General features: G+C 64.2%; 28 protein-coding genes. 12 read left to right on the forward strand and 16 right to left on the reverse strand.

Annotated features, from left to right (window positions below):
• Positions 1 to 2: 2 nt before the first annotated feature.
• The 12 genes from flgH to LB572_RS13350 form a co-directional block, all read right to left on the reverse strand.
• Positions 3 to 707, reverse strand: coding sequence for a flagellar basal body L-ring protein FlgH (gene flgH, locus LB572_RS13295; RefSeq protein WP_140803122.1), 705 nt, complete (start codon positions 705 to 707; stop codon positions 3 to 5).
• Positions 704 to 1,315, reverse strand: coding sequence for a MotE family protein (locus LB572_RS13300; protein WP_412033559.1), 612 nt, complete (start codon positions 1,313 to 1,315; stop codon positions 704 to 706). The genes flgH and LB572_RS13300 overlap by 4 nt, the downstream gene beginning before the upstream one ends.
• A 2-nt stretch (positions 1,316 to 1,317) precedes the next feature.
• The gene (locus tag LB572_RS13305; protein ID WP_224668075.1) at positions 1,318 to 2,406 is read right to left on the reverse strand and encodes a flagellar basal body P-ring protein FlgI; all 1,089 of its coding nucleotides are present in this window, start codon (positions 2,404 to 2,406) and stop codon (positions 1,318 to 1,320) included.
• Positions 2,407 to 2,555: 149 nt separating this feature from the next.
• Positions 2,556 to 3,077, reverse strand: coding sequence for a flagellar basal body P-ring formation chaperone FlgA (gene flgA / locus LB572_RS13310; protein WP_224668023.1), 522 nt, complete (start codon positions 3,075 to 3,077; stop codon positions 2,556 to 2,558).
• Between the two features lie 6 nt (positions 3,078 to 3,083).
• A complete protein-coding gene (flgG, locus tag LB572_RS13315; RefSeq protein WP_040989957.1) occupies positions 3,084 to 3,872 on the reverse strand; it encodes a flagellar basal-body rod protein FlgG in 789 nt (262 codons plus the stop codon).
• A 9-nt stretch (positions 3,873 to 3,881) separates the two neighbouring features.
• Positions 3,882 to 4,211: a flagellar hook-basal body complex protein FliE gene (locus LB572_RS13320; RefSeq protein WP_224668024.1), complete on the reverse strand. Its 330-nt coding sequence runs from the start codon at positions 4,209 to 4,211 to the stop codon at positions 3,882 to 3,884.
• Positions 4,211 to 4,627 carry a flagellar basal body rod protein FlgC gene (gene flgC, locus LB572_RS13325; protein WP_140803116.1) on the reverse strand — a complete coding sequence of 139 codons (417 nt, stop codon included), beginning with the start codon at positions 4,625 to 4,627 and terminating at the stop codon, positions 4,211 to 4,213. The genes LB572_RS13320 and flgC overlap by 1 nt, the downstream gene beginning before the upstream one ends.
• 2 nt (positions 4,628 to 4,629) lie before the next feature.
• Complete coding sequence (gene flgB, locus LB572_RS13330) at positions 4,630 to 5,010, reverse strand: flagellar basal body rod protein FlgB (RefSeq protein WP_140827508.1); 381 nt, start codon at positions 5,008 to 5,010, stop codon at positions 4,630 to 4,632.
• Positions 5,011 to 5,095: 85 nt separating this feature from the next.
• Positions 5,096 to 5,884: a hypothetical protein gene (locus LB572_RS13335; RefSeq protein WP_224668025.1), complete on the reverse strand. Its 789-nt coding sequence runs from the start codon at positions 5,882 to 5,884 to the stop codon at positions 5,096 to 5,098.
• Positions 5,865 to 7,271 (reverse strand): flagellar protein export ATPase FliI, encoded by a 1,407-nt coding sequence (gene fliI / locus LB572_RS13340; RefSeq protein ID WP_224668026.1) that lies wholly within the window; start codon positions 7,269 to 7,271, stop codon positions 5,865 to 5,867. The genes LB572_RS13335 and fliI overlap by 20 nt, the downstream gene beginning before the upstream one ends.
• 4 nt (positions 7,272 to 7,275) lie before the next feature.
• Positions 7,276 to 7,998, reverse strand: a complete 723-nt coding sequence (gene flgF / locus LB572_RS13345; RefSeq protein WP_140803112.1) for a flagellar basal-body rod protein FlgF — start codon at positions 7,996 to 7,998, stop codon at positions 7,276 to 7,278.
• A gap of 7 nt (positions 7,999 to 8,005) precedes the next feature.
• Positions 8,006 to 9,817, reverse strand: coding sequence for a DUF1217 domain-containing protein (locus tag LB572_RS13350; protein ID WP_224668027.1), 1,812 nt, complete (start codon positions 9,815 to 9,817; stop codon positions 8,006 to 8,008).
• 147 nt (positions 9,818 to 9,964) lie between these two features.
• Between LB572_RS13350 and motA the strand changes: the two genes are divergently transcribed.
• The 6 genes from motA to LB572_RS13380 are packed head-to-tail and all read left to right on the forward strand — an operon-like array spanning position 9,965 to position 14,852.
• Positions 9,965 to 10,840, forward strand: a complete 876-nt coding sequence (motA, locus tag LB572_RS13355) for a flagellar motor stator protein MotA (RefSeq protein ID WP_140807362.1) — start codon at positions 9,965 to 9,967, stop codon at positions 10,838 to 10,840.
• 34 nt (positions 10,841 to 10,874) lie between these two features.
• The gene (locus LB572_RS13360; RefSeq protein ID WP_140807363.1) at positions 10,875 to 11,813 is read left to right on the forward strand and encodes a FliM/FliN family flagellar motor switch protein; all 939 of its coding nucleotides are present in this window, start codon (positions 10,875 to 10,877) and stop codon (positions 11,811 to 11,813) included.
• Between the two features lie 30 nt (positions 11,814 to 11,843).
• Complete coding sequence (fliN, locus tag LB572_RS13365; protein WP_140807364.1) at positions 11,844 to 12,224, forward strand: flagellar motor switch protein FliN; 381 nt, start codon at positions 11,844 to 11,846, stop codon at positions 12,222 to 12,224.
• A gap of 43 nt (positions 12,225 to 12,267) precedes the next feature.
• Positions 12,268 to 13,290, forward strand: a complete 1,023-nt coding sequence (locus LB572_RS13370; RefSeq protein WP_224668028.1) for a flagellar motor switch protein FliG — start codon at positions 12,268 to 12,270, stop codon at positions 13,288 to 13,290.
• Positions 13,291 to 13,314: 24 nt separating this feature from the next.
• Positions 13,315 to 14,397: a flagellar biosynthesis protein FlhB gene (flhB, locus tag LB572_RS13375; RefSeq protein ID WP_224668029.1), complete on the forward strand. Its 1,083-nt coding sequence runs from the start codon at positions 13,315 to 13,317 to the stop codon at positions 14,395 to 14,397.
• Between the two features lie 17 nt (positions 14,398 to 14,414).
• On the forward strand, positions 14,415 to 14,852 hold the full coding sequence (locus tag LB572_RS13380; RefSeq protein WP_040997087.1) for a hypothetical protein: 438 nt from the start codon (positions 14,415 to 14,417) through the stop codon (positions 14,850 to 14,852).
• Positions 14,853 to 14,903: 51 nt separating this feature from the next.
• On the opposite strand, the gene LB572_RS13385 is transcribed toward LB572_RS13380, so the two are convergent.
• From LB572_RS13385 to LB572_RS13400, 4 genes are all read right to left on the reverse strand, one after another.
• Complete coding sequence (locus tag LB572_RS13385; RefSeq protein ID WP_224668030.1) at positions 14,904 to 15,674, reverse strand: helix-turn-helix transcriptional regulator; 771 nt, start codon at positions 15,672 to 15,674, stop codon at positions 14,904 to 14,906.
• Positions 15,671 to 16,381, reverse strand: a complete 711-nt coding sequence (locus LB572_RS13390; protein WP_224668031.1) for a helix-turn-helix transcriptional regulator — start codon at positions 16,379 to 16,381, stop codon at positions 15,671 to 15,673. The genes LB572_RS13385 and LB572_RS13390 overlap by 4 nt, the downstream gene beginning before the upstream one ends.
• A gap of 435 nt (positions 16,382 to 16,816) precedes the next feature.
• The gene (locus tag LB572_RS13395; RefSeq protein WP_224668032.1) at positions 16,817 to 17,848 is read right to left on the reverse strand and encodes a histone deacetylase family protein; all 1,032 of its coding nucleotides are present in this window, start codon (positions 17,846 to 17,848) and stop codon (positions 16,817 to 16,819) included.
• A gap of 43 nt (positions 17,849 to 17,891) precedes the next feature.
• The gene (locus LB572_RS13400) at positions 17,892 to 18,545 is read right to left on the reverse strand and encodes a TetR/AcrR family transcriptional regulator (RefSeq protein ID WP_224668033.1); all 654 of its coding nucleotides are present in this window, start codon (positions 18,543 to 18,545) and stop codon (positions 17,892 to 17,894) included.
• Between the two features lie 252 nt (positions 18,546 to 18,797).
• On the opposite strand from LB572_RS13400, the gene LB572_RS13405 reads away from it, so the two are divergent.
• From LB572_RS13405 to LB572_RS13430, 6 genes are all read left to right on the forward strand, one after another.
• Positions 18,798 to 20,465, forward strand: a complete 1,668-nt coding sequence (locus tag LB572_RS13405) for an amidohydrolase (protein WP_224668034.1) — start codon at positions 18,798 to 18,800, stop codon at positions 20,463 to 20,465.
• A 139-nt stretch (positions 20,466 to 20,604) separates the two neighbouring features.
• Positions 20,605 to 21,705 carry an ABC transporter ATP-binding protein gene (locus tag LB572_RS13410; RefSeq protein WP_224668035.1) on the forward strand — a complete coding sequence of 367 codons (1,101 nt, stop codon included), beginning with the start codon at positions 20,605 to 20,607 and terminating at the stop codon, positions 21,703 to 21,705.
• The gene (locus tag LB572_RS13415) at positions 21,705 to 22,652 is read left to right on the forward strand and encodes an ABC transporter permease (RefSeq protein ID WP_224668036.1); all 948 of its coding nucleotides are present in this window, start codon (positions 21,705 to 21,707) and stop codon (positions 22,650 to 22,652) included. The genes LB572_RS13410 and LB572_RS13415 overlap by 1 nt, the downstream gene beginning before the upstream one ends.
• Positions 22,645 to 23,457 (forward strand): ABC transporter permease, encoded by an 813-nt coding sequence (locus LB572_RS13420; protein ID WP_224668037.1) that lies wholly within the window; start codon positions 22,645 to 22,647, stop codon positions 23,455 to 23,457. The genes LB572_RS13415 and LB572_RS13420 overlap by 8 nt, the downstream gene beginning before the upstream one ends.
• A gap of 44 nt (positions 23,458 to 23,501) precedes the next feature.
• Complete coding sequence (locus tag LB572_RS13425) at positions 23,502 to 24,530, forward strand: extracellular solute-binding protein (RefSeq protein WP_181179707.1); 1,029 nt, start codon at positions 23,502 to 23,504, stop codon at positions 24,528 to 24,530.
• Positions 24,531 to 24,747: 217 nt separating this feature from the next.
• Positions 24,748 to 25,944 (forward strand): serine hydrolase domain-containing protein, encoded by a 1,197-nt coding sequence (locus LB572_RS13430; RefSeq protein WP_224668038.1) that lies wholly within the window; start codon positions 24,748 to 24,750, stop codon positions 25,942 to 25,944.
• Positions 25,945 to 25,964: the final 20 nt, after the last annotated feature.

Consider the following 25,964-nt stretch of genomic DNA (forward strand, 5'->3'; position numbering starts at 1 on the left):
TCCTAGAAGGGAAGAACCTGGTCGAGGACCTGCTGGCCATAGGCCGGCTGCTGGACCTCGCTCACACGGCCGCGGCCGCCATAGGAAATGCGCGCCTCGGCGATGCGCTCATAGGGTATGGTGTTCTCCGCGCCGATGTCGGACGGACGAACCATGCCGGCAATGGTCAGCACCCGAAGCTCGTAGTTGACGCGGACCTCCTGCGAGCCCCTGATCATCAGATTGCCGTTGGGCAGCACCTCGGTGACGACGGCGGCGACGTTGAGGGCGAGGTCTTCCGAGCGTTTGATTTCGCCGTCGGCGTTGGTTTCGGTGCTGGAGCTCAAGCCGGCATCGCCCTTGCCGCTTGTGCTCGCCTTCTCCCAGCCGAGATTGATGTCGTAGCCGAGCTTGCGCGCGGCGGTGCGGCTGCGGTCGTTCTGGTTCTTGAAATTGGCCCTGTCGTTGAGCTTGATGTTGACGGTCAGGATATCGCCGGCGCGCAGCGCGCGCGGATCGGTAAAGAGCCGGCTCTGGCGGTCGTCCCACAGCGAGAATTTCTTCGGCCGCGAGGCAGGCGGCTCGGGATAGCTATAGGGTCCGGAACCGCCTTCACCGATGCCGGAACCGACCGGCGACAGCGCGGGCTCCCGGCCGATCTCCTTGAAATTGGTGCCGCAGCCGGACAGCGCCGCAACCGCGACGAGAACAGAGAATTTCAACTTCATGACGGATCAACCCTTCGCGCCGCGCTGGCCATGATGCCGGTGAGCGTCGCCGCCGCCTTCTGGTCCATTTCGTTCAGGATGACGCCGGCCTTGCGCGAATCGAGCTTCATCAGGATGGCGGCCGCGAGTTCGGCATTGACCATCGCCAGACGTTCGGCGGCGGCATCGGGCTTCATGCCTGCATAGATCTTGACGACACCGTCCTCGGCGCGCGCCAGGAACACTTCGCGGCGCTTCAGCCATTCCTCGTATTCGGCCCGCTTCGCCTCCAGCGCTTTCACGCGCTCGTCGATACCGGCCTGCAGTTGCTTCAATTCCTCGGCCTGAAGAGCGTAGCGGCGGTCGCGCGCTGCGTCCGCGATGTTGGAGCAGAAGCGCTGGACTTCGCTTTCGTCAGGCGCTTTCCCGGCCGCGAGCGCGGCCGGCTGCGCCGGCTCCTTCTCGCGCGTGAGTTCGGCCGGCTGGGCCGGCGCCTGTCCGCCGGGCAGGACCTGGCGAATTTCCTCCGCGCCGACGGAAGCGCCGCCAAGCAGCGCGGCGGCTGCCGCGGCGGCGATCACTGTGAGAGGGCGGCGTGTCTTCGGGGAGAAAAGCGCGATCATCGGCATGCCTATTGGAGAACCAGGTCGGCCTGCAAGGCGCCGGCCGATTTGATGCCTTGCAAGATGGCGATGATGCCGTCGGGCTTCACGCCGAGGCGATTGAGGCCGGAGACAAGCGTTTCGAGATCGGGGCCGTCGAGCACGGCGACGCGGGCGTTGGGCCGGGTCGCGTCGATGGCGGTGGACGGTTCGACCGCGGTCTCGCCCTTGGAGAACGGTTCCGGCTGCACGACTCGCGGTGCCTCGGTGATGCGCACGGTGAGCGTGCCATGGCTGATGGCCACGCGCGAGATCCTGACATTGTTGCCGATGACGATGGTGCCGGTGCGCTCGTCGATGACGACGCGGGCAGGAGCGTCCGACTCGACGACGAGGTTCTCGATCTCGGCATAGAAACGCGCGGCCGAGACGTTCTTCGGCCGCCTGATCTGCACGGTGCGGGCATCGCGCTCGGCGGCGACGCGCATGCCGAAGCGCTGCGAGGTATAGTCGTTGATGGCGTCGGCGATGCGGATGGCGGTGGAGAAATCGGGATTGCGCAATTGCAGCGTCAATACGCCTTGATCGTCGAATTCGGCCGGCACCGAGCGCTCGACGATGGCGCCGTTGGGCACGCGGCCGGCAGTCGGCACGCCTTGGGTCAACTGCTCGGCCTGGCCCTGTGCGACGAAGCCGCCGACGATCACCGAGCCTTGACCGACGGCATAGATTTCGCCATCGGCCGCCTTCAGCGGCGTCATCACCAGCGTGCCGCCGGCAAGCGAGGTGGCGTCGCCCATCGAGGAGACGTCGATGTCGATGCGGGCGCCCGACTGGACAAAGGGCGGCATGTTGGCGGTGACGATGACGGCGGCGACGTTCTTGGCGCGCGCGCTGCCACCTTCGGTGGCGATGCCGAGGTTTTCCAGCATGGCGCGAATCGACTGTTCGGTGAAGGGCGAGTTGCGCAGGCTGTCGCCGGTTCCGGCAAGGCCGATGACCAGGCCGTAGCCGACGAGCTGGTTGTCGCGCGCGCTCTGCAGCTGGGCGATGTCCTTGATGCGCGCGGCGACCTGGCCGGGCGGCAGCGTGCTTGGACCGGTCGAGACCCGGAACATGCGCTGGGTGGTCGCCGGATCATATTCCGGATCGTCGTAGACGCCGCCGTTCTTCTGCGCGAGCTCGCGCTTGGCCTTGGGCGTCAGCCCATCCGCCATTGCCGGCTGAAGGCCGATGGCGGCGCTCAGCAGAAGGACAAAGGCGCGCATCACGAAGCGCCGACCTTGATGGTGCCGTCGGCCATCACCGTGCCCAAGATGATCTTGCCGCTGTCGGTGTTGCGGATCTTGATCTGGTCGCCCGCGGCCCCTGGCTGCAGCGTGACGCCGGCCGCCGAAATGGTGAGCGCGCCGGCGGTGAAATAGACCTGCACGGAAGCGCCCTGCTCGACCAGCCAGGCGTCGCGGATGGCGCTGACCGGGATGTAGCGGCCGGGCAGAAGCGTGCGTTTGGCGACCTTGCCCTGGAGTTCCTCGGAGCGCGTCACCATGCCGTCCGGCTTGTGCTTGCCGGGGATCAGCGTCACCTGCTTGAGCGAGGCGAACTCGATGGTCTCGCCAGGATAGATGACCCGGTTGGGGATCAGCACGGCCTCGCCGACGGCCTGGCCGGCGGCGATCTGGTTTGCCGACTGGCCGGTCGTGTCCTGCGCGAATGCCGGCAAGCCGGTGGCCACCAGGACGGTGGCCAGCGCGGCGCGGCGGAGTGCGGAGGAGATCGGCCCGGCCATCATCCGTTACCTGATGTTCTTCGAAACCACCGAGGCCATGTCGTCGGCGGCTTGGATGACCTTGGAATTCATTTCGTAGGCGCGCTGGGCGGAGATCAGTTCGGTGATTTCCTTGACCGGATCGACGTTGGAGGATTCGAGATAACCCTGCTGGATGGTGGCGAAGCCGGGATCCCCCGGAACGCCGACATTGGCAGGACCAGAGGCGGCCGTTTCCTGGAACAGATTGTCGCCGAGCGGCGCCAGCCCCGCCTCATTGGCGAAGTTGACGATCTGAAGCTGGCCGAGCAGTTGCAGGTCGGTCTGGCCATCGAGGCGGGCGAAGACCTGGCCGGTCTTGTTGACGATCACCTCGACAGCGTCGGTCGGCACGGTGATGGCCGGAATGACCTCGGCGCCGTCGACTGTGACCAATTGCCCGGTGGCGTTGGTGTTGAAGGCGCCAGCGCGCGAGTAGAGCGTGCCGCCGTCGGCGCCCTGGATCTGGAACCAACCTCGGCCGGTCAAAGCCAGGTCGAAGCTGTTGCCGGTGCTGGCCAGTTCGCCCTGCGTGTGGACGTTGCGCACCGCCGTCGTCTTGACGCCGAGGCCGATCGAGACGCCTTCCGGCACCAGCGAGGTGTTGGAACGGTTGGGCACACCCTGCGTGCGGTCGACCTGGTAGAGCAGGTCGGAGAACTCGGCCCGGGCGCGCTTGTAGCCGGTGGTGTTGATGTTGGCGATGTTGTTGGCGATGACTTCCAGGTTGGTCTGCTGGGCGTTCATGCCGGTAGCGGCGATGGCAAGGGCTTTCATGACGCGGTCCTAGATACTCATGCGGCTGATTTCGAGATAGGCCGAGACGACCTTGTCGCGGATGGCGATGGTGGTCTGCAGCGCCTGTTGGGCGCTCAGCACCGCGTCGACGACCTGGCGCGTGTCGGCATCGCCCTTGAGCGCCTGTATCGACATCTGCTCGGCGCCCTGCAGCGTGTTGACGGTCTTTGTCGCCGCCTGGCCGAGGACTTCGGCGAAGGTGCTGCCGACGCTTTCGCTGGCCTGCGTTCCGACGCCGCCTGGCAGCAGGCTTGGAGACGCAGATTCCGCTCCGTCTACCGCCGTCTTGAATTGTATTGCCCCGATACCGCCGATCATTACTGGTTCCTCATCAGGTCGATGGTCATGGAAATCAGATCGCGAGCCTGCTTGATCACCTGCAGGTTGGCTTCATAGGAGCGGTTCGCCTCGCTCATGTCGGCCATTTCGACCAACGTGTTGACGTTGGGCATCTTGACGTACCCCTTGTCGTCGGCGGCTTCGTTGCCGGGCTGGAATTCGATCGGGAAGTCCGATGGATCGCGGGAGATCGCGCTCACTTCCACCAGCGAGCCGCCGCTTGCGCGGTCGACCTCGGACTGGAAGGTGATCGTCTTGCGACGATAGGGATCGGCGCCGGGCGTGTTGCCGGTCGACTGGGCGTTGGCGAGGTTTTCCGAGACCACGCGCAGGCGCTCCGACTGGGCGCCAAGGCCGGAGGCCGCGACTTTGAGGGCTGCAGTCAGCGCATCCATGGTCAGCTCTTTACCACCATCGTCATCATCGAATGGAAGGCCTTGACGATCGCCGTGTTGAGCTCGAAGGAGCGGCGCACCTCGCCGGCCTTCATCAGCTCCTGTTCGAGGACCACCGTGTTCTTCGACGGCATGATCGCGCCGTCAGCGTCTTCCGGCTTGACGTTGAAGCCGGCATGGGCCGTTTCGGCGCCAAGGTGGCCAGCCTGCGTGGCGGCAAGCGTCACCGCGGTGCGGTCGAGCACCTTTTCGAACGGCTCGACGTCATTGGCCGTGTAGCCCGGCGTGTTGGCATTGGCGATGTTGGAGGCAATCGCCGACTGGCGCACGGCCAGCCATTGCGACTGCCGCGTGGCGAGATCGAAAAGATTTACCGGTTCCATAGGAATCTCCCGGGCAAGTACGCACAAGACTAGGCGGCCAGTCTTGCGCGGACCTTGCGCGGGGCGAGCTGTAAGGTCCGGATTCTTACTTGGAGAGCTGGATCACCTGGTCGGTGCTGGTGACGATCACCCACTTGCCGCCGCGCTGCTCGATCGAGGCGACGCGGCTGGAATCGGGCAGCACCGAGCCGCGCTGGACGATCCACAGACCGGTATCGTCCTCGATCATGGCGCGGCCGTTGGCGACATGCACCATCTTGAATTCCGAAGCGGCGGCGGGGAAGGGCTGGTCGCCAGGCGGCGGCGCGGGATCGTCCTGCACCGTTCCGGTGGCAAACAGATCGATATCGGCGTTGGGAACGTCCTTGGCCGTCAGCGGTCCGCTGCGTTCGGCCACGATGCCCCCGCCATCGCGTCCGGAGTTGCTGCCGCTGCCGCCGAACTTGATGGCTTGAACGCCGAATTGCTCCTGGTTGAAGAAGATGTACCAGGGGAACAACGCGCAGATCAGGCCGAGCGTGATGCCGAGCGCGGCGATGACGAAATCGCTGCGGCGGTCGGCGCTCCTGTCGGTGAGGCGTGGGAACTGGGCTTTCGGCGGCTCAGGCCATTCGGCGCGGGGAAAAAGACCGTCGAGCAACGAATCGGGGCTGATCTCAGCCACACCGGCTGCAGCGGTGGCGGATGTCCGCGGCGCATGCGGCCTGTCGGCCCTGGTCAGAAGCGCCGTCGCCTTGTCAGCCTTGGCGCGCGCGGTCTTGTCCCTGGCAGTTCTTGCCGCGTCGGCCTCAGCCCTTTCCGCAGCCTCGGCCTCGGCAAGCATGTCGCGCAGCATGCGCTCGGTGTATTGGAGCTCAGTCTCCTTGATCGCCATTCAGCTTCCCCTTGAGATGGCGGGCGAGGTCGGCGAACGGATCGGCCGATGCGCGGTCCCTCGGCGATTGCGTGAGCGCCTCGTAGATCAGCGGCACCTGGCGCACCGCGTTGTCGAGCTCGGCATCGGCGCCGCTCTGGTAAGCGCCCAGCAGACGGATGTCGCGCGTATCCTCGAAGCGCGCGATCATCGATTTCAGCCTTGTCACCAGCAAGCGCTGCTCGGCGCTCCAGGCCTTGTCGGCAAGGCGCGAGATCGACGACAGCGGATTGACCGGCGGATAACGGCCCTGCTCGGCGAGCGAGCGGTCGAGCACGACATGGCCGTCGAGAATGCCGCGCACCGAGTCGGCGACCGGATCATTGTGGTCGTCGCCATCGACCAGCACGGAAATGATGGCGGTGATCGAGCCCTTACCTTCGACTCCAGGCCCGGCGCGTTCGAGCAGCTTGGGCAGGTCGGTGAAGACCGATGCCGGATAGCCGCGCGCGACCGGCGGCTCGCCGGTTCCGGTCGCGACCTCGCGCAGCGCATGCGCGAAGCGGGTGATGGAATCCAGCACCAGGAGCACGCGATGGCCCTGGTCGCGGAAATGCTCGGCCACGCACATGGCGGTGTCGGGCGCGCGTCGGCGCATCATGGCGCTTTCGTCGCTGGTGGCGACGACGGCGATGGTCTTGGCCATGCTCTCGGCGCCGATCGTATCCTCGAGGAATTCGCGCACCTCGCGGCCGCGCTCGCCGATCAGCGCCACGACCACCGTATCGAATGCGTCGGCGCCGGCGAGCATGGCAAGCAGCGTCGACTTGCCGACGCCGGAACCGGCGAAGATGCCGAGCCGCTGGCCGAAGCAGAGCGGGGTGAAGATGTCGATCACCCTGACGCCGGTGAGGAAGCCGGTGCCGACGCGCTGGCGCGACAGGGCGCCAGGCGTCGCGCCATGCGCGGCATCGGCCGCATTCGGCCTGATCAGCGGCGGACCGCCGTCAATGACGCGGGTCAAGGCGTCGATGGCGCGCCCTCGCCAGGAGACATGCGGCGTGACCGCGAGCGGGCCGCGGCGAAAGACGGCATCGCCGATGCCGGCATCGGCGCTGCGCTCGAAGGGCGCGACCACCACCTCGTCGCTGCCGATCTTGACGATCTCGCCGCGCCGCGCGCCGGCCTTGCCGCGCTGCTCGACGATGTCGCCGAGCCGGGCAATCCCGGACAGGCCGCGGACCTTGTAATGCGTCGGCGATATCTCGGCGACGCGGCCGCCGCGCGCAAGCAGCGCCTGCGGATCGTCGAACCGCCGCCAGACGCGTTCGAGCGCGGCCAGCCTGTCCGTATGCCCGGTATCCGCCGGGCCTTCGGAAGCGCGCAACAGGGACGAGCCGGTCGTCATGCCGTCACTTCGAGCCGAGCGTCTTGATCGCGTCGTCGGTGGAGGAATCGGTCTGCCGCATCAGCGCCGCGGTGTTCTCGAAAGCGCGCTGCACCTGGATCAGCCGGGTCATTTCCAGCACCGGGTTGACGTTCGACTCTTCCAGAAATCCTTGAGCGACGCCGACGTCCGAGCGATCGGTGACGGGTTCGGGCGTGCGCGCAGGAACGATGCCCGAATTGCCATAGCGGACGAAATTCTCGCCGGGGTCGAAATTGTAGAGGCCGATGGCGCCGACCAGCTGCTCGTTCTGCCTGAGCGAGCCGTCGGCGCCTGCCTTGGGCGGGCCGTTGCGCGGATCGAGCTGGATCGGAGCGCCGCCGCTGTCCAGCACCGGGTAGCCTTCGATCGACATCAGCTCGCCGTTCTCGTTCATGGAGAAGCGGCCGTCACGCGTCATCACCGTGCCTGCCGGCGTCTCGATGGCGAACCAGGCGTCGCCCTGCACGGCGAAGTCGAACGGGTTGCCGGTTTCGGTCAGCGCGCCATGCGCGCCGGAAAGATAAGTCTTGCCGGAGGAGGCGAAGGAGACCGATTTCGGCCCGGTGCCCGAGACCACGTCCTCGAACTTCACGCCGGTGGCGCGAAAGCCGATGGTCGAGGCGTTGGCGACGTTGTCGGCGATGGTGTCGAGACGACGCTCGAGGGCGATCTGGGAGGAAAGGGCGACGTAAAGACTGTCCTGCATGATCTTCTCAGAACTTCAACTGCTGCATGGCCATCATCAGATCGGTGGAGATGCCGACACTTGTCGGCTGCGCAAAGAGCACGCTGACCGACGTCACGGCCGTCGAGGTGGGATGGTTGATCTCGTACATGCTGGTGAAGCGGGTCAGGAACTTGCCGAGCTTGTCGGGATCGGTGAAGTCCGTGATGTCGAGCTTCTGCTCGAAAAGCTGCGCCTGCTTGTCGATGTCGGCGGTGGCGAAGGAATCGGGCAGGCCGAGCGCGGTGCGGACCACGCTGGCAAGCGCCGTGTCGGCCAGCACGTCGTACCAACTGGTGATGTCTGGCGCCTTGCGCTGGAAATAAAGTGCCAGCCGCACGCCTTCATTGGTCTTGCCGGCATCCTCCTCCAGCGTCTGGCGCATGTACATGTCGACGGTCGGCTGCTGCGCCGGATTGGTCGTGGTCGCGTTTTCGCCGTACTGCTCGAAGTTGAAGGCGGTGGCGAGCCCGGCATAGGCCTTGTTGGTCTGCTTGTTGGCGACGCTGTCGGGATCGCGAACGCCGCCGGCTAGGACGCTGCGGATGAGATCCTTGCTTTCCGTGGCCGGATCGAGCCCATAAGCCGAGAGCGCATAGTTGTACAATCGGCTGTTGGCCATCAGATCGTCGATGGATTTCACGTTCGTGACGTTGGCAAGGTAGTATGCGGTCTCCGACGCGATATAGTCCGCATTCGGCGGGATCAGGCCAAGCGCAGACTCCGTCGTGTAGATCTTCGGCGTGTCTTTGAGCACCACATCGCGGGTGCTCGTCTGGTCGCCATACTGGGCAAAGTCGAAAGCCGCGACGAAGTTGGCGTAGCGCTTGTCCGTCAGCTGGTTCGCGGGGCTGTCGGGGTCGCTGACGCCGCCTTCGAGCATAGCGCGGATCTGCAGCGGTTTTTCGGTCGAGGCATCCAATCCGTAGGAAGCCATGGCGAAGGTCAGCAGGCGCTTGTCGGCCATGAGGTCGTCGATCGACTTCACCTTGGAAATGTTTGCCGCGTAGTAATCGGCTTCGCCCTTGATGTATTGCGCGCTTGGCTCGACCAGCTTCAATCCGGCTCCAGCCGCGTAGCCTGCCGGAACTGCCTGCTGGACCGCATCGCGGGTGGTGGTCTGGTCGCCATACTGGGCGAAGTCGAAAGCCGCGACGAAATTGGCATAGCTCTTGTCGGTCAGCTTGTTGGCGGGGCTGTTGGGATCGCTGACGCCGCCTTCCAGCATCGTCCTGACGGTCGCTGCCGGTTCGGTTTCGGCGTCCAACCCGAATGCGGCCATCGCATATGTCAGCAGGCGGCTATCGCCCATCAGATCGTCGATCGACTTCACCTTGGAGATGTTGGTGGCGTAGTAGGCAGTCTCGCTCTGGTAGTAAGCGAGCCCCGTCTGCGAGGCGCCGATCTGGACTTGCAGCGCATAGTTCTTCGTTACCAGCTGCTGCGCCTGGTTGTAGACGGTGGTATCGGCGCCGTTGGCGGCGAAATTGAAGGCGCTGACGAACTGGGCGTAGCGCTTGTCGGTCAGCTTGTTGGCGAAGCTGTCGGGGTCGGAGACGCCTTCCTTGAGCGCCTTGACCATGAAGGCCTTGGCATAGTCCATGTCCTCCAGCCCGTAGGCCTTCATGGCATATTTGAACAGACGGTCGTTGTTGACGAAATCGTCGATCGATTTCACCTTGGTGATGTTGTCCAGATAATATTGAGTATCGCGGTCGACCGTCGGCTGCTGCTCGATACGGGTGATCGACTTGTTGATGTCTTTAACGATCAACTGATAGCTGGTGTAGGTACTGAGCAAGGATACGCCTCCGGCCGAAGCTATCCCCGCACAATAGCGTCACTTCCTTGCGCGAAGCTGAATCGCATTCGCTGCCTTCGATTCAAGCCTCACACAAGGCACGGGGACTATCCCTGATCCACGACGTGACATGCGGAAGGACCTGTCGTGGGCATTCTGATCGGACTAGTGGTGACGCTCGGCTGCGTCCTCGGCGGCTTCATGGCCATGGGCGGGCATCTGCATGTGTTGCTGCAGCCCTGGGAAGCGGTGGTCATCTGCGGCGCCGCGCTCGGCACCTTCCTCGTCGCCAATCCGATGAAGACGGTCAAGGACACCGGCAAGGGCATTCTCGAAGCCTTCAAGCAGGCCGTGCCGAAGGAGCGCGACTACCTCGAGACGCTGGGCGTCCTGCACAGCCTGATGCGCGAATTGCGCTCGAAGTCGCGCAGCGAGGTCGAGGCGCATATCGACAACCCGGAAGAGTCGGCCATCTTCCAGGCCTTCCCGACTGTGCTCAAGAACCACGACCTGACGAATTTCATCTGCGACTATTGCCGCATCATCATCATCGGCAACGCCCGCTCGCATGAGATCGAAGCGCTGATGGACGAAGAGATCCAGACGATCCGCACCGACAAGATGAAAGCCTATCACGCGATGGTAGCGGTCGGCGACGGCCTGCCGGCGCTGGGCATCGTGGCGGCAGTGCTCGGCGTGGTGAAGGCGATGGGCGCGCTGGACCAGTCGCCGGAAATCCTCGGCGGCCTGATCGGCGCGGCACTTGTCGGAACCTTCCTCGGCATCTTCCTATCCTATGCGGTTGTCGGTCCGGTCGCCACCAAGATCAAGACGGTGCGCGAAAAGAAGAACCGCCTCTACATCATCGTCAAGCAGACGCTGCTTGCGTATATGAACGGCGCCCTGCCGCAGGTGGCGATCGAATTCGGCCGCAAGACGATCTCCTCCTACGAGCGTCCGACGATCGATGCAGTGGAGCAGAGCACCATGAACGCCGGTATCGCCGAGAAGAAGGCGGCCTGAGCATGCAGCATCCGAGACAGGACCGCCTGCCGTCATGACAAGTCCGGGCAGTCCTTCGCAAACCCGCGAGTTGATCATCGAGCGGCTCGTCGGCGACAGCGGCGAGGCGGCGCAGGTGATCGGCGTCGGCCGCGGCATGGCCGAACGGGCGCTGCCTGTGCTGCAGAAGGCGCTTGCAGGCGAACTCGGCGCGCCGGTGACCGTCGACCTGCAAGCGGTGGAAGTCGGCCGCGTTCCCGAGGCGCGTTCGCGCGCCGGCGATGCCTTTGCGCTGACCGTTATTTCCTCGCCGACCTCGGCTGACGCCATGACGCTGGTAATGGATGCGCAAGCGGTCGCCGTCATGGTGAGCGCGCTGTTCGGCGGCGATCCCGACCAGCCGGTGGCGCCGATCGAGCGCGACCTGTCCCAGATCGAGGCCGATGTGGCGACCACCGTGTTCCAGGAGGTCGCGACGGCGCTCAACGGATCCGACAAACGTTCGCTCGACCTGCGCCTGCCGGTGCCGAGAGCAATATCCGGCAACGAGGCGAGGCGACGCGTGTTGCGCGACGGCGCCGCCGTGCGCATCGTTTATGGCCTGTCGACGCCATCCGACAGCGGCACGCTCACGGTGATGATCCCGCAGCGCCTTCTGCTTTCCTCGCGCGGCGGCGACGTCACCACGGGCGAGCATAGCGAGACTACGGAATTCGACTGGCGGGCCCGCTTCTCGGAAGAGGTGATGCGCTCGACCGTCCGGCTCGAGGCGACGATGCCGCTTGCCCGGCTGACGCTCGGCGACCTCGCCGCGTTCGAGCCCGGCCAGGTGATCGAATTCGAGGAGAACGCGCAGCTCAACGCTAGGCTCAGCGCCCGCGACAAGACACTGTTTGTCTGCGAGTTCGGCAAGTTGGGGCAGAACTACACCGTCCGCATCAGCCATCCGCATGATGCCGGGCAGGATTTCATCGACGGACTGATGCCGGGCTGACGCCAGGCTCGGGATTTATGGAGACGACAGATGGCAAAGACCAAGGTGGAAGCCGAACCCGACCAGCCCGACGAGCAGCTCGACCGCGCCATCGAGGAACTGCGCGGCGTGCTTCGCGAAGAGGAGGGCCGTCCGGACGCCGCGCTTCGGTCGGGGGCCAATTCCTCGATCATCATGACCATTCCAGTCGACGTGCAGATCATCTTGGGCAGCACGGAGATGCCGGTCTCGGACCTGATGGCGCTGCAGAAGGGTTCCACGGTCGCGCTCAACCGCCGCATCGGCGAGCCGGTCGACGTCGTGGTCAACGGCCGCAGAATAGCGCGCGGCGAGATCACGGTGCTGGAAAGCGATCCGACGCGCTTCGGCATCCGGCTCACCGAGATCATCGCCGCGACGAAGAGCGCCTGAGAATGGTCGGCGGACGGACCAATCGGCAGCGAGGGCAACGCGCATGACGACGGCATTGGCGCTCACACGTCCGCAAAAGGCGGCGGCCATATTGGTGGCCATGGGCAAGCCCGCGGCGAGCCGCCTGCTCAAATTCTTCAAACAGGACGAACTGAAGGCGCTGATCGAGGGCGCGCGTTTGCTGCGCACCATTCCGCAGGCCGATCTGGAGCGCATCGTCGCCGAGTTCGAAGCCGAATTCACCGAGGGCGCCGGCCTGCTCGATTCAGCCGACCGGATGGACACGATCCTGAACGAATCGCTGTCGCCCGAGGAGATGAGCGCCATCATGGGCGAAAAGAAGTTCGAACCGACCCCGGAAGGACCTGCGCCGATATGGCCGGACCTCGAGAAGCTCGAGCCGTCGCGGCTTGGCGGCTTCCTTGCCGGGGAGCATCCGCAAACGTCGGCCATGGTGCTGTCGAAGCTCGCGTCGCAGACCGCCGCCAACGTGCTGCTCACCATGGAAAAGCCGATGCGCAGCCAGATCATCAAGCGCATGGTGACGATGGCCAACATCCCGGACGCGGCATCCAGGATCGTCGAGAACCAGCTGCGTGTGAGCGTGCTGTCGCAGAAGGCCAGCAGGGACACGTCCGCCGGCCAGGAACGCGTCGCCGGCATGCTCAACGAAATGGCGAAGCCCGAGCTGGACGAGCTCATGCAGGACCTGGAGGAAGCCGGCACGCCCGATCTCGCCGGCGTCAGGTCGCGGTTGTTCGCCTTCGACGATCTGCCGCTGCTGCCGCAGAAAGCCCGGGTCTTGCTGTTCGACGGACTGTCGACCGAGCTCGTCACGCTGGCGCTGCGCGGGGCGCCGCCGGAACTCGCCGAATCGGCGCTGTCGGCGATCGGCGCGCGCTCGCGCCGCATGATCGAATCCGAACTCGGACAGGGATCGGAAGGCATTGCGCTTGCCGACATCATGGCGGCGCGCAAGAGCATATCGGTCGCCGCCATCCGGCTGTCGCGCGAAGGGGCGTTCGATCTGCCCTCGACGCAGACCGCTCAGGCCGAAGCCGCCTGACGATAACGACCAGGTCAGAGCGCCATGGCTGAAGCGGTCGACAAGGATTCCAAAACCGAGGAAGCCACAGAAAAGAAGATCCGCGACACGATCGAACAGGGCAAGCTGCCCCATTCGCGTGAGACCGCGATCTTTGCGTCCTTCCTCGCCATACTGGTTTTCGCCGTCTTCTACGCCAAGGACGCGATCGTCGATCTCGGCATGTTCCTGTCGACGTTCCTGGAAAAGCCGGAAGCCTGGCCGATGGACACCGAGACCGACGTCATCTCGCTCTACAAGCAGGTGATGACCGAGATCGGCCGCGCAGTCGTCAGCCTGCTGGTGCTGCTGACGGTTGCCGGGATCGGCGCCTCGGTCTTTCAGAACATGCCGCAGATCGTCGGCGAACGGATCAGGCCGCAGCTGTCGCGCATCTCGATCGCCAAGGGCTGGAGCCGGATGTTCGGCGTGCAGGGCTGGGTCGAATTCCTGAAGTCGCTTGCCAAGCTCGGCTTCGCTATAGCGGTGCTGAGCTTCACGCTTTCGGAAGATCATCGCAAGCTACTCGCCGGCATGATCACCAACCCGATCTCGTTCGGGCTGGTCATACGCGGCATCTTCGTCGACATCCTGGTGGCGATCGTCTTCGTCATGGGGCTTATCGCGGTGGTCGACATCGTCTGGTCGCGCTTCCACTGGCGGCGCGACCTGCGGATGACCAAGCAGGAGGTCAAGGACGAGTTGAAGCAGTCGGAAGGCGATCCGATCGTCAAGTCGCGGCTGCGCTCGCTGGCGCGCGACCGGGCGCGCAAACGCATGATGACGGCTGTGCCGCGGGCGACGCTGGTGATCGCCAACCCGACGCATTATTCGATCGCGCTGAAATATGTGCGCGAGGAAGATTCCGCGCCGATCGTGCTGGCCAAGGGACAGGACCTGGTGGCGCTCAAGATCCGCGAGATCGCCAGGGAGAACAACATCCCGATCTTCGAGGACGTGGCGCTCGCGCGCTCCATGTACAAGCAAGTTTCGGTTGATAGCGTGATCCCGTCGCAATTCTACCAGGCGGTCGCCGAGTTGGTGCGGATCGTCTACTCGAAGAAGGCCGCGCGCCAAGCAACCCAATGAACGGACGCCGCTAATCCATGGACCGGCAACCACACGCCAACTCCCGCGAGCTGATCGTCGCCAGCGCCATCGAGCCCGTGGTGGGCGAATTGAGGCTCATCGACGTTGCCGACTATATCGCCTTCATCCGGCTCGAGCATCTCGCCTGCCTGTCGGACCTCGTGGATTCGGCCGTCGAACTTTACTTCCGGCCAGGCACGCTGCGGCTCGGCCATGGCGCGGAGGCGCATGTCGACTGGAGCGGCAGCCCGCGCATCGTGCTCGATCTGGAGCTGCGGCCGCGCGGCGTGACGGTCTATTTCCAACTGACGCTGACCGAGCATCAGGCGTCCGTGGTGGTCAACTACGTGTCGTTCGAGAAGCCCGGCGAGACGCCGGAGCACAACACGGCCTTGCTCGAGGACGCGATCGAAGAGGCTCGCATCCGCAGGACCGAGCCCCTGGCATTCCCCTGATGATTTGATTGCCGACCTGGCCGCGGCACGTTCAGCGCCGCAGGCGTGACGTCACTCGATCAGGCCGAGCCGCAGAGCCTTGGCGACCGCCTGGTTGCGGTTGACCGCGTTGAGCTTCTGCGTCGACTGGGTGAGGTACTGGTTGGCGGTGTGCACCGAGAGCTTGAGAAGCTTGGCGATCTCCTCGCTGGTGTTGCCGTTGGCGGTCAGCTTGAGGCATTCGAGCTCGCGCTTGGACATCGAGCGCGCCCTGCCGGTGTCGCCGGGGCGGATGCGGGCGACCCCTGCAAACAACGCGAAGGAGCGGGCGTGGATCTCGCAGAGCGCGTCGTCCGACAAGGCTATTTCCGAGCCCAGGAAGACGACCAGCCCGCATTGGCCGCGATCGGCATGCACCGGAAAGGCAATGCCGTTGGTGCCGGGCGCCAGGGGCGCGGTCGGCTCGGCCCATGCGAGCGGCTGGAAGAGCTGCTGCGACCCGACGACGCCGTCGTCGGCCCACCAGCGCGGCGCCGTCGAGAGGCGGCTGTGGCGCACCATATCCTCGCCATTGGCGCCGGAGATGAATTTGGTCGCGACCGCGGTGCCGGGATAGTCGGAATCGAAGCACGCCACGAGACGCGCGCGCTCGGGCGAGGGACTGACGAAATAGAGGCCGAAGGCCGAGGCATTGATATCGACGGCGATCCAGCGGCAGCGGCGCACGGCATCGGGAATGGTGGCGGCGTGATGGGTCTCCGAGCCGAGCGAGAAGGCGCCGAACGGGTTGCGCTGATCGTTGAAAAGGGCCGCGGCGGCCTCTCTGACCTGTGCGTGCTTCAAATGATGCCGCTCCTGATCGCCGTCGCGATCGCCATCGCGCGGTTGCTGGCCGCAAACTTCTGGATGGCGTGCGTGATGTAGCTGTTGACGGTGTTCGACGAGACGCCGAGGATGACGGCCACCTCATCGGTGGTCTTGCCTTCCGAGACCCAGAACAGGCATTCGCGCTCTCGGTCCGACAGCGGATCCTGCATGGATGCCGCCGCGATCAGCTGCGGAATGCTGGAAAGCGCATAGCAGCATTTGATCTGCGCCTTCATCAGGGCGGCCAGGTCGATCCTATCCGCCTCGGCGGCCGAGAACAGCACGAACAGGCGCTGCCGGCCGACATTGAGGCGCAGCGAATAGATTTCGGCGTGACCGAGCACGTCGAGCAGGCGGGCTTCCTCGCCGGTCAGCAATGCGCCGGCGTCGGGCGCGTGCGCCGCCACCAACGGCTTCGGGCGTATGCCCGGCGCCACGGTCAGGGGGCCCAGCGCCAGGTTGGCGATCAGCCTTTTGCCGATCAGCTCTATGGCGTCGAAGATCCAGTTCGAGGAGACGATGCGCGCATCGTTGCGGTCCTGGTCATGCACGATGGCGACCAGCATGTAGCTGTCGGCGCCGATATCGGCGGCAAGCTGCATGAAGAAACTGGTGAGATCGCCGCGGGACGTCAGGCGCGAGCCTGGAGCGTCGGGTTGGAGAAGCGCGGCTGGACTGCTCATTTTAATTCTTGGATTCTTGCCGGAATCGATCCTTGTGCCCGGTGCTGGCGAAACCAACGGCCGGACCCGAAACGCGTCACGTTTACGAAGACACACTCACGGGCGCGAACGGCGCCCAACCGCGCCGAATCCCTCTAGGGAACGCGAAACCGTCCGCGTCTGGTGCCGGCCTGGCGCCGGAACTTGAGACTTTGGGTGGTCGCCGCGCCCCCCATGGACCGGCTGATTCGGGTCTAATCTACCTGCAGATGAATCCGACATCAAACGCGATTTGACAAAATCGAATCCGGTGGACTCGCATTGCGACTCAGCAGCCGGTCTTCGCGTTACTTGGCGGTGATTTGAAAGTCGAATTGAGCCGATGATTTCGCGGCGGGCCCGCAAAAATACGCCCCCGGTTGCCTCCGAGGGCGTATGTCCTTGAACAGGGTAGGCTCAGCGGTCCTCGAACCCGGTCAGCACGCCGACGGCGTTGATGCCGATCTCTTCGACGGCATAGCCGCCTTCCATGACGAACAGTGTCGGCAGGCCGAGCTTGGCGATGCGGCGACCGATTTTTGGATAGTCCTCGCTTTTCAGCTTGAACTGGCTGATCGGGTCCTTCTCGAAGGTGTCGACGCCGAGCGAGACGATGACCACGTCGGGGGCGTAGGCGGCGAGCTTGGCGCAGGCGTCCTCCAGCGACGCGCCCCAGCCGTCCCAGTTGGTGCCGAAGGGCATCGGGTAATTGACGTTGAAGCCTTCGCCGTCGCCTTCGCCGCGCTCGTCGGCATGGCCTAGGAAGAACGGATACTCGACCATAGGATCGCCATGCAGGTTGAGGACCTGGACGTCGCCGCGGCGATAGAAGATCTCCTGCGTGCCGTTGCCGTGATGATAATCGACGTCGAGGATCGAAACGCGTTTGGCGCCCTGGTCGCGGAACCATTGCGCCACGACGGCGGCGTTGTTGATGAAGCAATAGCCGCCCATGAAGGCGGCGCCGGCGTGATGGCCAGGCGGCCGGCAAAGCGCGAAGGCGGTGCGCTCGCCGCCCTTGACCAGGGCGGCGGCGGTCAGCGCCACGTCATAGGAGGACTTGATCGCCGCCCAGGTGCCTTCGACGAAGGTGGCGCCGGCATCGAAGGAGTAATAGCCGAGCAAGGCATCGATGCGCTTCGGCGGCACATCGCCGCGCAGGCCGCGCGTCGGCCAGGTGAAGCCCATGGCCGATCCCGTGAAGCCGGCGGCGACCCATTCCGGCCATACCGTCGGCAGGAAATCGATGTAATGGGCCTCATGCACGCGCTTGGCGGCGGCGAGGTCGCGCTCGACCGGCCCGATGATCGGGCCGAGTTTCTCGCTCTCCACCCGCGCCTTGATGAATTCGGCCCGCGACGGCTTCTCGAAACCCGGCACGATGGCCGACGTGACCAATTCCATCTGGCCTGAATGGCCGGCATGAAGTGGCGAATAGACAGTTTTCATGGAAATTCCCCTGGAAGCGCGAAATCAGTTGGAGGTGCGAAAATCACTCGAGGTTGAGATGGCGGGTCACCAGCGCGAGCCACATGGCTTCCACATCGTCCTCGATGAGGTCGTATGTCCTGCGGTCCCTCTTCAGCCCGACGAGCCGGCAGACATGGCCGACTTCCATCATCAGCACGCCGAGCCGGCAGGCGATCTTGTCTTCGAGAGCCGGATTAACGTGCTGCAGCCACGCGGCGTAGAGGGCGATGATCTCCTTGTCGTATTCGTCCTGGATCGGCCTCAGGTCGGCATTGCCGGATATGGCCTCGATCACCGGCATCAGCGTGGCGTTGTCGAGATAGAGCCTGGACGTGTCGCTGAAGAGCTTGCGCACCTCGCGCCGAAACTCGTCGCGGTTGGTTGGCCGGGGGACTTCGATGCGCTTCTGGATAACCTCGGGAAAAGACGACAGCCAGCGCCGGGCGAGGTCCAGAAGAATGGCCTCCTTGTTGGGAAAGTACTGATAGACCGAACCGACCGACAAGCCGGCGCGCTGGGCGATGGCGAGCGTCGTCGGCGTCCTGGTTCCTTGCTCGCGCGTCAGGATCAGTGCCGCGTCGAGAATTCTGTCGACCACCTTGCTTGACCGTTGCTGCCGCGGCTGCTTGCGCGGTTCGAGCGCTATTTTGGTCTTGCGGTCGAGACTGCGCTTCACTGCTCGTTGCCCCCCGTTCCCCGCTCGGCCCCACCATCGGCGCGCGGTGCAGTCCACTATACATTCCAAATTCCGGCTGTTGACAAACGCGAATAAACAGTCGCATTCTTTATCCACGCTGTCTTCCACGATAACAAGGGGAATTTCGAAGACGGCGCATCGGCATCGACTTTTGTCCATGGCGTCGCCCCGGTGGAGCGGCGGCTCGTTGGGCGTGGCGTTGCCGGTCCCTCAGCAAAATGCGGAGTCGCGATGTCGGTTGCGGATGGTGGTGCGGATCTGGTGGTCGTCAACGGCCGAGTGCTGACCATGGATGATGACAATCCCGCCGCCGAGGCTGTTGCCGTCAAGGACGGCGTCATCATCGCCATCGGTAGCCGCGCCTCCATCGAAGAGCTTAAAGGACCGGCGACAAAAATTGTCGATGCGCAGGGCGGCTCCGTGCTGCCGGGCTTCATCGAGGCGCATATGCATCTCTTCGGCGGCGCGGCGGAGCTCGACAACCTGCATCTGGCGGGCGTGCATGGCTTCGACGCGTTGCGCGACGCGATCCAGGATTTCGCGGCGAAGCGCCCGGACGCCAGGCTTCTGATCGGCGCCGGCGTCGATTACGCCATCCTGCCAGAGCCGGTGACGCGCCACGATCTCGACCGCATCATTCCCGACCGGCCCTTCGCCATGTCGGCGTCCGACCATCACACGATGTGGGCGAACACCAAGGCGCTGGAAGAGGCCGGGCTGCTCAATGGCAGGCAGGTCGGACAGGGCAACGAGATCGTCATGGGCGCCGACGGGCTTGCCGCCGGCGAGCTCCGCGAAGGCGAGGCCTTCGGGCCGGTCCTCGACCATTACGGAGCAAACCGGACGCGGCTTGGCCTCGAGGGCGCCGAGCCGGATCCCTATCCTTCGGCCAAGGAACTGGCGGCCGATCGCGACCTCATGCATCGTGGGCTGCAATGGTGCGCCAAGCACGGCATCACCTCGATCCAGAACATGGACGGCAATCTCTACCAGCTCGAGCTGCTGGCGGGGCTGGAAGAAGAGGGTCGGCTGCTGTGCCGCACCAAGATCCCGTTCCACTTCAAGAATTTCATGAAGCTGGACATCCTGGAAAAAGCCTCGCGGATGGCCGCGACCTACAATTCCGAATGGCTGTCGTCCGGCATGGTCAAGGTCTTCTATGACGGCGTGCTGGATTCCTGGACGGCGGTGATGGTCGACGACTATGCCGACCGCCCGGGCTGGCGCGGCGAGCCGCTTTTCTCACGCGAGCATTTCGCCGAGGTGGCGGTCGAGGCCGACAGGCGCGGCTTGCAGATCGCCGTGCATTCGATCGGCGACGGCGCGGTGCGGGCGGTGCTCGACGGCTACCAGGCGGCGCTCAAGAAGAACGGCAGGCGTGACAGCCGGCATCGCATCGAGCATATCGAGGTGACGACGGCTTCCGATGTGCCGCGCTTCGCCGAGCTCGGCGTGCTGGCGTCGATGCAGCCGGCGCATCCGCCGGGCGCGCTGAACTTCCCGATGGAGCCGACGATCTCGCGCATCGGTCGCGACAAGTGGCCGCTGAGCTATGCCTGGCGCACGCTGAAAAACGCCGGCGCGCGCGTGGTGTTCGCGTCCGACTGGCCGGTTTCGCCGGTCGATCCGATCCTGTCCATCCAGGCGGCAGTGATGCGCAAACCTTGGGCAGAAGGCATGCCGGACCAGAGCTTCTCGTTGCAGGAGGCAATAGGGGGCTACACGGTCGAGGGCGCCTATGCGGAGTTCATGGAAGATCGCAAGGGTCGCCTGAAAACCGGGTATCTCGGCGATATCGTCGTTTTGTCAGCCGATATAGAGGCGACGGCGCCGGAAGCGCTGCACACCGTGCGCCCGGTGACCACCATCTGCGGAGGGAAGATCACCTACCAAGCCTAACGATGGCATAGGAATTGCTTAATTGAATAGGGACTCGGATCGAGTCACTGCTCCGCAGTTGCCAAGCCGACCAGCTTGTGGTGACAATCAGATAGGAACACACCTGCCGACAAGAGCAGGCTCTCTCAATGGGGTAATCGTGCCGGAACAACCGGGTAAGAACGCGATCGAAGTTCGCGGTGTTCGCAAGGTCTTTGGAACCGGCGAAAACCAGGTAGCCGCTCTCGACACGGTCTCGGTGTCGATCCGCGAGAACGAGTTTTTCACACTGCTCGGCCCGTCCGGATGCGGAAAGACGACGCTGCTGAGACTGATTGCCGGCTTCGATTTCCCGACCGCCGGAGAGATATTGCTGCACGGCCAGGACATTGCGCCGCTGCCTCCCTTCAAACGCCCGGTCAACACCGTCTTCCAGAGCTACGCGCTGTTCCCGCACATGACGGTGGCGCAGAATATCGGCTTCGGGCTGGAGATGCTCGGCAGGCCGAAAGCGGAGATCGAGGCGCGTGTCGCCCAGATGCTGAAGCTGGTCAAGATGGAGGCGCTCAAGGCGCGGCGCACCAGCCAGATTTCGGGCGGCCAGCAGCAGCGCGTGGCGCTGGCCCGGGCGCTGGCGCCGCAGCCGAAGGTGCTTTTGCTCGACGAGCCGCTTTCGGCGCTGGACTACAAGCTGCGCAAGGAAATGCAGATCGAATTGAAGCGGCTGCAAAACGAGACCGGCATCACCTTCATCTTCGTCACTCACGACCAGGAGGAAGCGCTGACCATGTCCGACCGCATCGCGGTGATGTCGGCCGGCAAGATCCTGCAGGTCGGCACGCCGCGCGACATCTACGACCGGCCAGCCGAGCGCTTCGTCGCCGACTTCATCGGCGAAACGAACTTCCTGCCGGGCACGGTGGTTTCGAAAAAGCCCGGCGTGGCGACGGTCAAGTTCGCCAGCAATGCGACGATCGCCGCGGGCTATCCGGAAGGCTTCGATCCGACGGGCGAGGTGACGCTGGTGGTGCGGCCCGAGCACGCCGATCTGGTGCCCGACCCGGCCAAGGGCACGATCGCCGGCACGCTCTCCAACATCGTCTATTTCGGCACCGACACGCATTATCACGTCAAGCTTGACGGCGGCGAAGACTTCATAGTGCGTCACCAGAACAGCCGCTCGTCGCCGGTGACCTTCGCGACCGGCGCCAAGGTCGGCATCCAGTTCGAGGAGGACGCCGCCCGCGTCCTGAAAGACTGATGACGACAGCCACGCTCGCCCCGACCACGCTCTCCAAGGCAGCAACGTTCGAAGCCCAGGCGGTGAAAACCAGCGCGCGGCGCAACCGGCTGCTGTCGCTGCCGGCGCTGATCATCATCGGCATTTTCGGCGTGCTGCCGCTGATCATCATCTGTGTGTACTCGTTCCTCGTCGCCGCGCCATATGGCGGCGTGCAGTGGCAGTTCTCGACCGACGCCTATCTGAATTTCCTGTTCCAGCGCGACATCTTCGACGACACGCTTCAGTTCACGCCGGACTTCCTGATCATCTACCTGCGCTCCTTCCTGTTTGCGGTGGTGACGACGGTGATATGCCTGCTGCTCGGGTTTCCGACCGCCTATTTCATGGCGACGCGATCGCCGGCGCAACGCAACTGGTGGGTGCTGCTGATCACCATCCCGTTCTGGTCGAACCTTTTGGTCCGCACGCTGGCGATCATGTTCATCATCCGCGACGAAGGCCTGATCAACAACGCGCTCCTGGCGCTCGGCGTGATCGATAAGCCGATCACGATGCTCTACACCAACTTCGCCATCCAGCTCGGCCTGCTCTACGCCTTCCTGCCGTTCATGGTGCTGCCGCTCTATTCGAGCCTGGAGAAGCTCGACTTCCGCCTTGTCGAGGCAGCCTACGATCTTTACGCGACGCGCCGGCAGGTGCTGTGGCGGGTGATCATTCCGCTGTCCAAGCCCGGCATCATCGCCGGCTGCCTGCTGGTCTTCATCCCGGCGCTCGGCGCCTATGTGACGCCGCTGATCCTGGGCGGTGGCGTGCACCTGATGATCGGCGATCTCATCGCGCAGCAATTCGGTTCGGGCCGCAACTGGCCGCTCGGCTGCGCGCAGGCGCTGATCCTGATGGCGGCGGTGCTGGTGGCGCTGTTCTTCTATGTCCGCAACACGTCGGGGAAGATGCAGCATGGCTGAGCCCCGCGTCATGGACATCAAGGACCAGCCGGGCTTCCGCTCGATCGCCATCATCTGCCTGCTGGTGCTCTATGTGCCAGTGCTGATCCTGATGATCTTCTCGTTCAACAGCGGCTCGCTGGTCACGCATTGGGAAGGCGTCACGCTCAAATGGTACGGTAGCGCGTTCCTCAACGAGGAGTTCCACAGCGCAGCACGGAACACGCTGATCATCTCGGTGACCGCGACGATCGTCTCGACCATCTGCGCGACGCTGGCGGCGATCGGCATGACACGGGTGAAACCGTGGCGAGGCTTGGCGGCCGCCTTCATGGTCATAAACCTGCCGCTGATGGTGCCGGAGATCATCACGGCGGTGGCGACGCTCTCCTTCTTCGCGCTGATCGCCGGCGCGTTCGGGCTGAACTTCGGCATCGGCAATCTGATCTTCGCCCACACCGTGTTCTGCATTCCCTTCGCCTATATGCCGATCAGGGCGCGGCTGGAGGACATGGACCTGACGCTGGAATATGCTGCGGCGGACCTCTACGCGACGCCGTGGAACGCCTTCAAGCGCATCACGCTGCCGCTGCTGGCCCCCGGCATCATGTCCGGCGCGGCGCTGGCCTTCATCGTCTCCTTCGACGATTTCACCATCACGCAGCTCGTCGCCGGCCCAGGCCAGACGACGCTGCCCCTCTATATCTGGAACCAGATCCGGCGGCCGATGACGCCGGAGATCAACGCCATCTCGACCATCCTGCTCCTGGTGTCGATCCTGTTCGTCTCGGTCTCGTTCCTGATCGCGCGGCGACGCGCAAAATGACCACGAGCTCCAACACAACAATGGGAAGGCAAGGAGAACATAAAATGTCTGGAAAACTGATGGCGGCCGTTTCCACGGCCGTTCTGTTATGGGCAGTGCCGGCGCTCGCCGACGGCGAACTGCACATCTACAACTGGGGCGACTACACCAACCCCAAGCTGATCGAGAAATTCGAGAAGCAGTACAACATCAAGGTGACGCTGGACGATTACGATTCCAACGAAACCATGCTGTCCAAGGTGCGCGCCGGCAATTCCGGCTATGACATCGTCGTGCCGTCCGACTACACCGTGAAGATCATGGTCGAAGAGGGCCTGCTCGAAAAGACCGAGCCCAACGCGATGCCGAACGGCAAGAACATCGATCCGCGTTTCGTCGACGTCTATTGGGACTCCGGCCGGCACTACACCGCGCCGTGGCAGTTCGGAACGACGGCGTTCTCGGTCAATATGGACAAGTTCAAGGGCGACATCGACACGCTGGCGATCCTGTTCAACCCGCCGGACGGGCTCAAGGGCCAGATCAACGTGCTCGACGACGTCAACACCGTCATGCACGCGGCCGAACGCTATGCCGGCGTGCCGCGCTGCGGCGCCGACAAGGCCAACCTGAAGAAGGTCAACGACATCCTGATGGCCGCCAAGCCGTCGTGGAAGACCTTCAGCTACGACACCATCACCAAGATCACCTCCGGCGACGTCATCGTGTCGGAGCAGTGGAATGGCGCCAGCTACCGCTCGCGCCAGAAGATACCGGCGATCAAATATGCCTATCCGAAGGAAGGCATCGAAGGCTGGATGGACAATGTCGCGGTGCTGAAGGGCGCCAAGAACCTCGACAACGCCAAGCTGTTCCAGGACTTCATCATGGCGCCGGAGAACGCGGCGCTGATCTCGGAATTCGCCGGCTACGACAACGGCATCGCGGGCAGCCACAAGTTCCTGCCTGCGGAGTTCGCCAACTCGCCGGAAATCAGCCCTCCGGCCGGCTCGCCGACGCCGGAATTCGTACCGCCATGCCCGCCTGACGTGGTGGAGATCTACAACAAGATTTGGACCAACCTGCGCAAATAAAACAGCGCGACGCATGAAAGGAGGGGAGGCTCCGGTCTCCCTTTCTTGTGACTAGAGCGGTTCGCCGTTTCATGGAAACGGCGAACCACCTATCTCTTTGTTTTTACGCAATTCCGGACGGAAAACCGCTACACACTTTTCCTGGAATTGCTCTGTGCATGTCGCTCCGCGAAAGCCGCTCACGCATTTTTGGGCGACACGCATCGAGGAGGAAATCTTGTCGTCCTATCGCAACTCCGACCCGCGGCCGCCGATCATGCAGGGCTCGCCGCCGAAGCTGGTGCCGCCGAAGCTCGACTGGGACCGGCCGCCCTGGAACCGCTGGGCCTTCCAGCACATCCGCGAATTCCTGCCGACGGTCGAAGTGTGGCGCGGCAGCGGCCACCGCCATCGCCTCGAGCGCGCGGAGGTGGATCTCGACGATCTGCCAGTGGTCGACAGCAACGGCGCGCCGACGACGCTCGCCGGCCTGCTGGACGAAACCTATGCCGACGGCTTCCTGGTGCTGAAGGACGGCAAGGTTGCCTATGAGCGCTATTTCAACGGCATGGACGAGCGCTCGCTGCATCTGTCGCAGTCGATGGCGAAATCGGTCACCGGATCGGTGTGCGGCATCCTGGTCGGGCGCGGCCTGATCGATCCGGGCAGACTGGTGACCGATTATCTGCCGGAGCTCGGCGAGACCGGCTGGGCCGGCGCCACCGTGCAGCACGTGCTCGACATGACGACGGGCGTGCGCTTTTCCGAGGAATACACCGACCGCTATTCCGAGATCGGCCAGGTCGATGTCGCGACCGGCTGGAAGCCGATCCCACCGGGCAGCGATCCGGACTTTGCCTGGCCGTCGCACCTGTTCGAGCTGATCCTGCGGCTGAAGGACAAAGTGCGTCCGCATGGCGAGGCGTTCGAATATCGCTCGATCGAGACCGATGTGCTCGCTTTCATCATGGAGCGGGCGAGCGGCAAGCGTCTGGCGCAGCTTGTCTCCGAAGAACTCTGGCAGAAGCTCGGCGCCGACGAGAGCGCCTGCTTCACCGTCGACAGCGCCGGCTACGCGCTGGCCGATGGCGGCTTCAACGCGACGCTGCGCGACTATGGCCGCTTCGGGCAACTGATCCTGGACAATGGCGGCGGCGTGATCCCGGCCGACTGGATCGAGGCGACGCGCAGCGGCAAGCACGGGCCGGATTTCAGCCCGAGCCTGCCGGACGGCAGCTATCGCAACCAGTTCTGGATCGAGGATTCGCGCTCGCGCTCGCTGATGTGCCGCGGCGTGTTCGGCCAATTGATCCATATGAGCTGGGAACACAGGATGGTCGTGGTCAAGCTTTCGACCTATCCGGATTTCCTCAACTCCGCCTATTCGGTGGCGACGCAGAAGGCGGTGCATGCCATCGCCGCCGCGCTGGCCTGAAACCGCAAATAGATCCCGGA

This window comes from Mesorhizobium sp. BH1-1-5, assembly GCF_020165615.1.
Lineage (GTDB): Bacteria > Pseudomonadota > Alphaproteobacteria > Rhizobiales > Rhizobiaceae > Mesorhizobium.

Bases quoted from the DNA above. Each gene is read 5' to 3' on its own strand.
- flgH (WP_140803122.1), bottom strand. From the start codon at position 707: ATGAAGTTGAAATTCTCTGTTCTCGTCGCGGTTGCGGCGCTGTCCGGC.
- LB572_RS13300 (WP_412033559.1), bottom strand. From the start codon at position 1,315: ATGCCGATGATCGCGCTTTTCTCCCCGAAGACACGCCGCCCTCTCACA.
- LB572_RS13305 (WP_224668075.1), bottom strand. From the start codon at position 2,406: ATGTTCCGGGTCTCGACCGGTCCAAGCACGCTGCCGCCCGGCCAGGTC.
- flgA (WP_224668023.1), bottom strand. From the start codon at position 3,077: ATGGCCGGGCCGATCTCCTCCGCACTCCGCCGCGCCGCGCTGGCCACC.
- flgG (WP_040989957.1), bottom strand. From the start codon at position 3,872: ATGAAAGCCCTTGCCATCGCCGCTACCGGCATGAACGCCCAGCAGACC.
- LB572_RS13320 (WP_224668024.1), bottom strand. From the start codon at position 4,211: ATGATCGGCGGTATCGGGGCAATACAATTCAAGACGGCGGTAGACGGA.
- flgC (WP_140803116.1), bottom strand. From the start codon at position 4,627: ATGGATGCGCTGACTGCAGCCCTCAAAGTCGCGGCCTCCGGCCTTGGC.
- flgB (WP_140827508.1), bottom strand. From the start codon at position 5,010: ATGGAACCGGTAAATCTTTTCGATCTCGCCACGCGGCAGTCGCAATGG.
- LB572_RS13335 (WP_224668025.1), bottom strand. From the start codon at position 5,884: ATGGCGATCAAGGAGACTGAGCTCCAATACACCGAGCGCATGCTGCGC.
- fliI (WP_224668026.1), bottom strand. From the start codon at position 7,271: ATGACGACCGGCTCGTCCCTGTTGCGCGCTTCCGAAGGCCCGGCGGAT.
- flgF (WP_140803112.1), bottom strand. From the start codon at position 7,998: ATGCAGGACAGTCTTTACGTCGCCCTTTCCTCCCAGATCGCCCTCGAG.
- LB572_RS13360 (WP_140807363.1), top strand. From the start codon at position 10,875: ATGACAAGTCCGGGCAGTCCTTCGCAAACCCGCGAGTTGATCATCGAG.
- fliN (WP_140807364.1), top strand. From the start codon at position 11,844: ATGGCAAAGACCAAGGTGGAAGCCGAACCCGACCAGCCCGACGAGCAG.
- LB572_RS13370 (WP_224668028.1), top strand. From the start codon at position 12,268: ATGACGACGGCATTGGCGCTCACACGTCCGCAAAAGGCGGCGGCCATA.
- flhB (WP_224668029.1), top strand. From the start codon at position 13,315: ATGGCTGAAGCGGTCGACAAGGATTCCAAAACCGAGGAAGCCACAGAA.
- LB572_RS13380 (WP_040997087.1), top strand. From the start codon at position 14,415: ATGGACCGGCAACCACACGCCAACTCCCGCGAGCTGATCGTCGCCAGC.
- LB572_RS13390 (WP_224668031.1), bottom strand. From the start codon at position 16,381: ATGAGCAGTCCAGCCGCGCTTCTCCAACCCGACGCTCCAGGCTCGCGC.
- LB572_RS13395 (WP_224668032.1), bottom strand. From the start codon at position 17,848: ATGAAAACTGTCTATTCGCCACTTCATGCCGGCCATTCAGGCCAGATG.
- LB572_RS13405 (WP_224668034.1), top strand. From the start codon at position 18,798: ATGTCGGTTGCGGATGGTGGTGCGGATCTGGTGGTCGTCAACGGCCGA.
- LB572_RS13415 (WP_224668036.1), top strand. From the start codon at position 21,705: ATGACGACAGCCACGCTCGCCCCGACCACGCTCTCCAAGGCAGCAACG.
- LB572_RS13420 (WP_224668037.1), top strand. From the start codon at position 22,645: ATGGCTGAGCCCCGCGTCATGGACATCAAGGACCAGCCGGGCTTCCGC.
- LB572_RS13425 (WP_181179707.1), top strand. From the start codon at position 23,502: ATGTCTGGAAAACTGATGGCGGCCGTTTCCACGGCCGTTCTGTTATGG.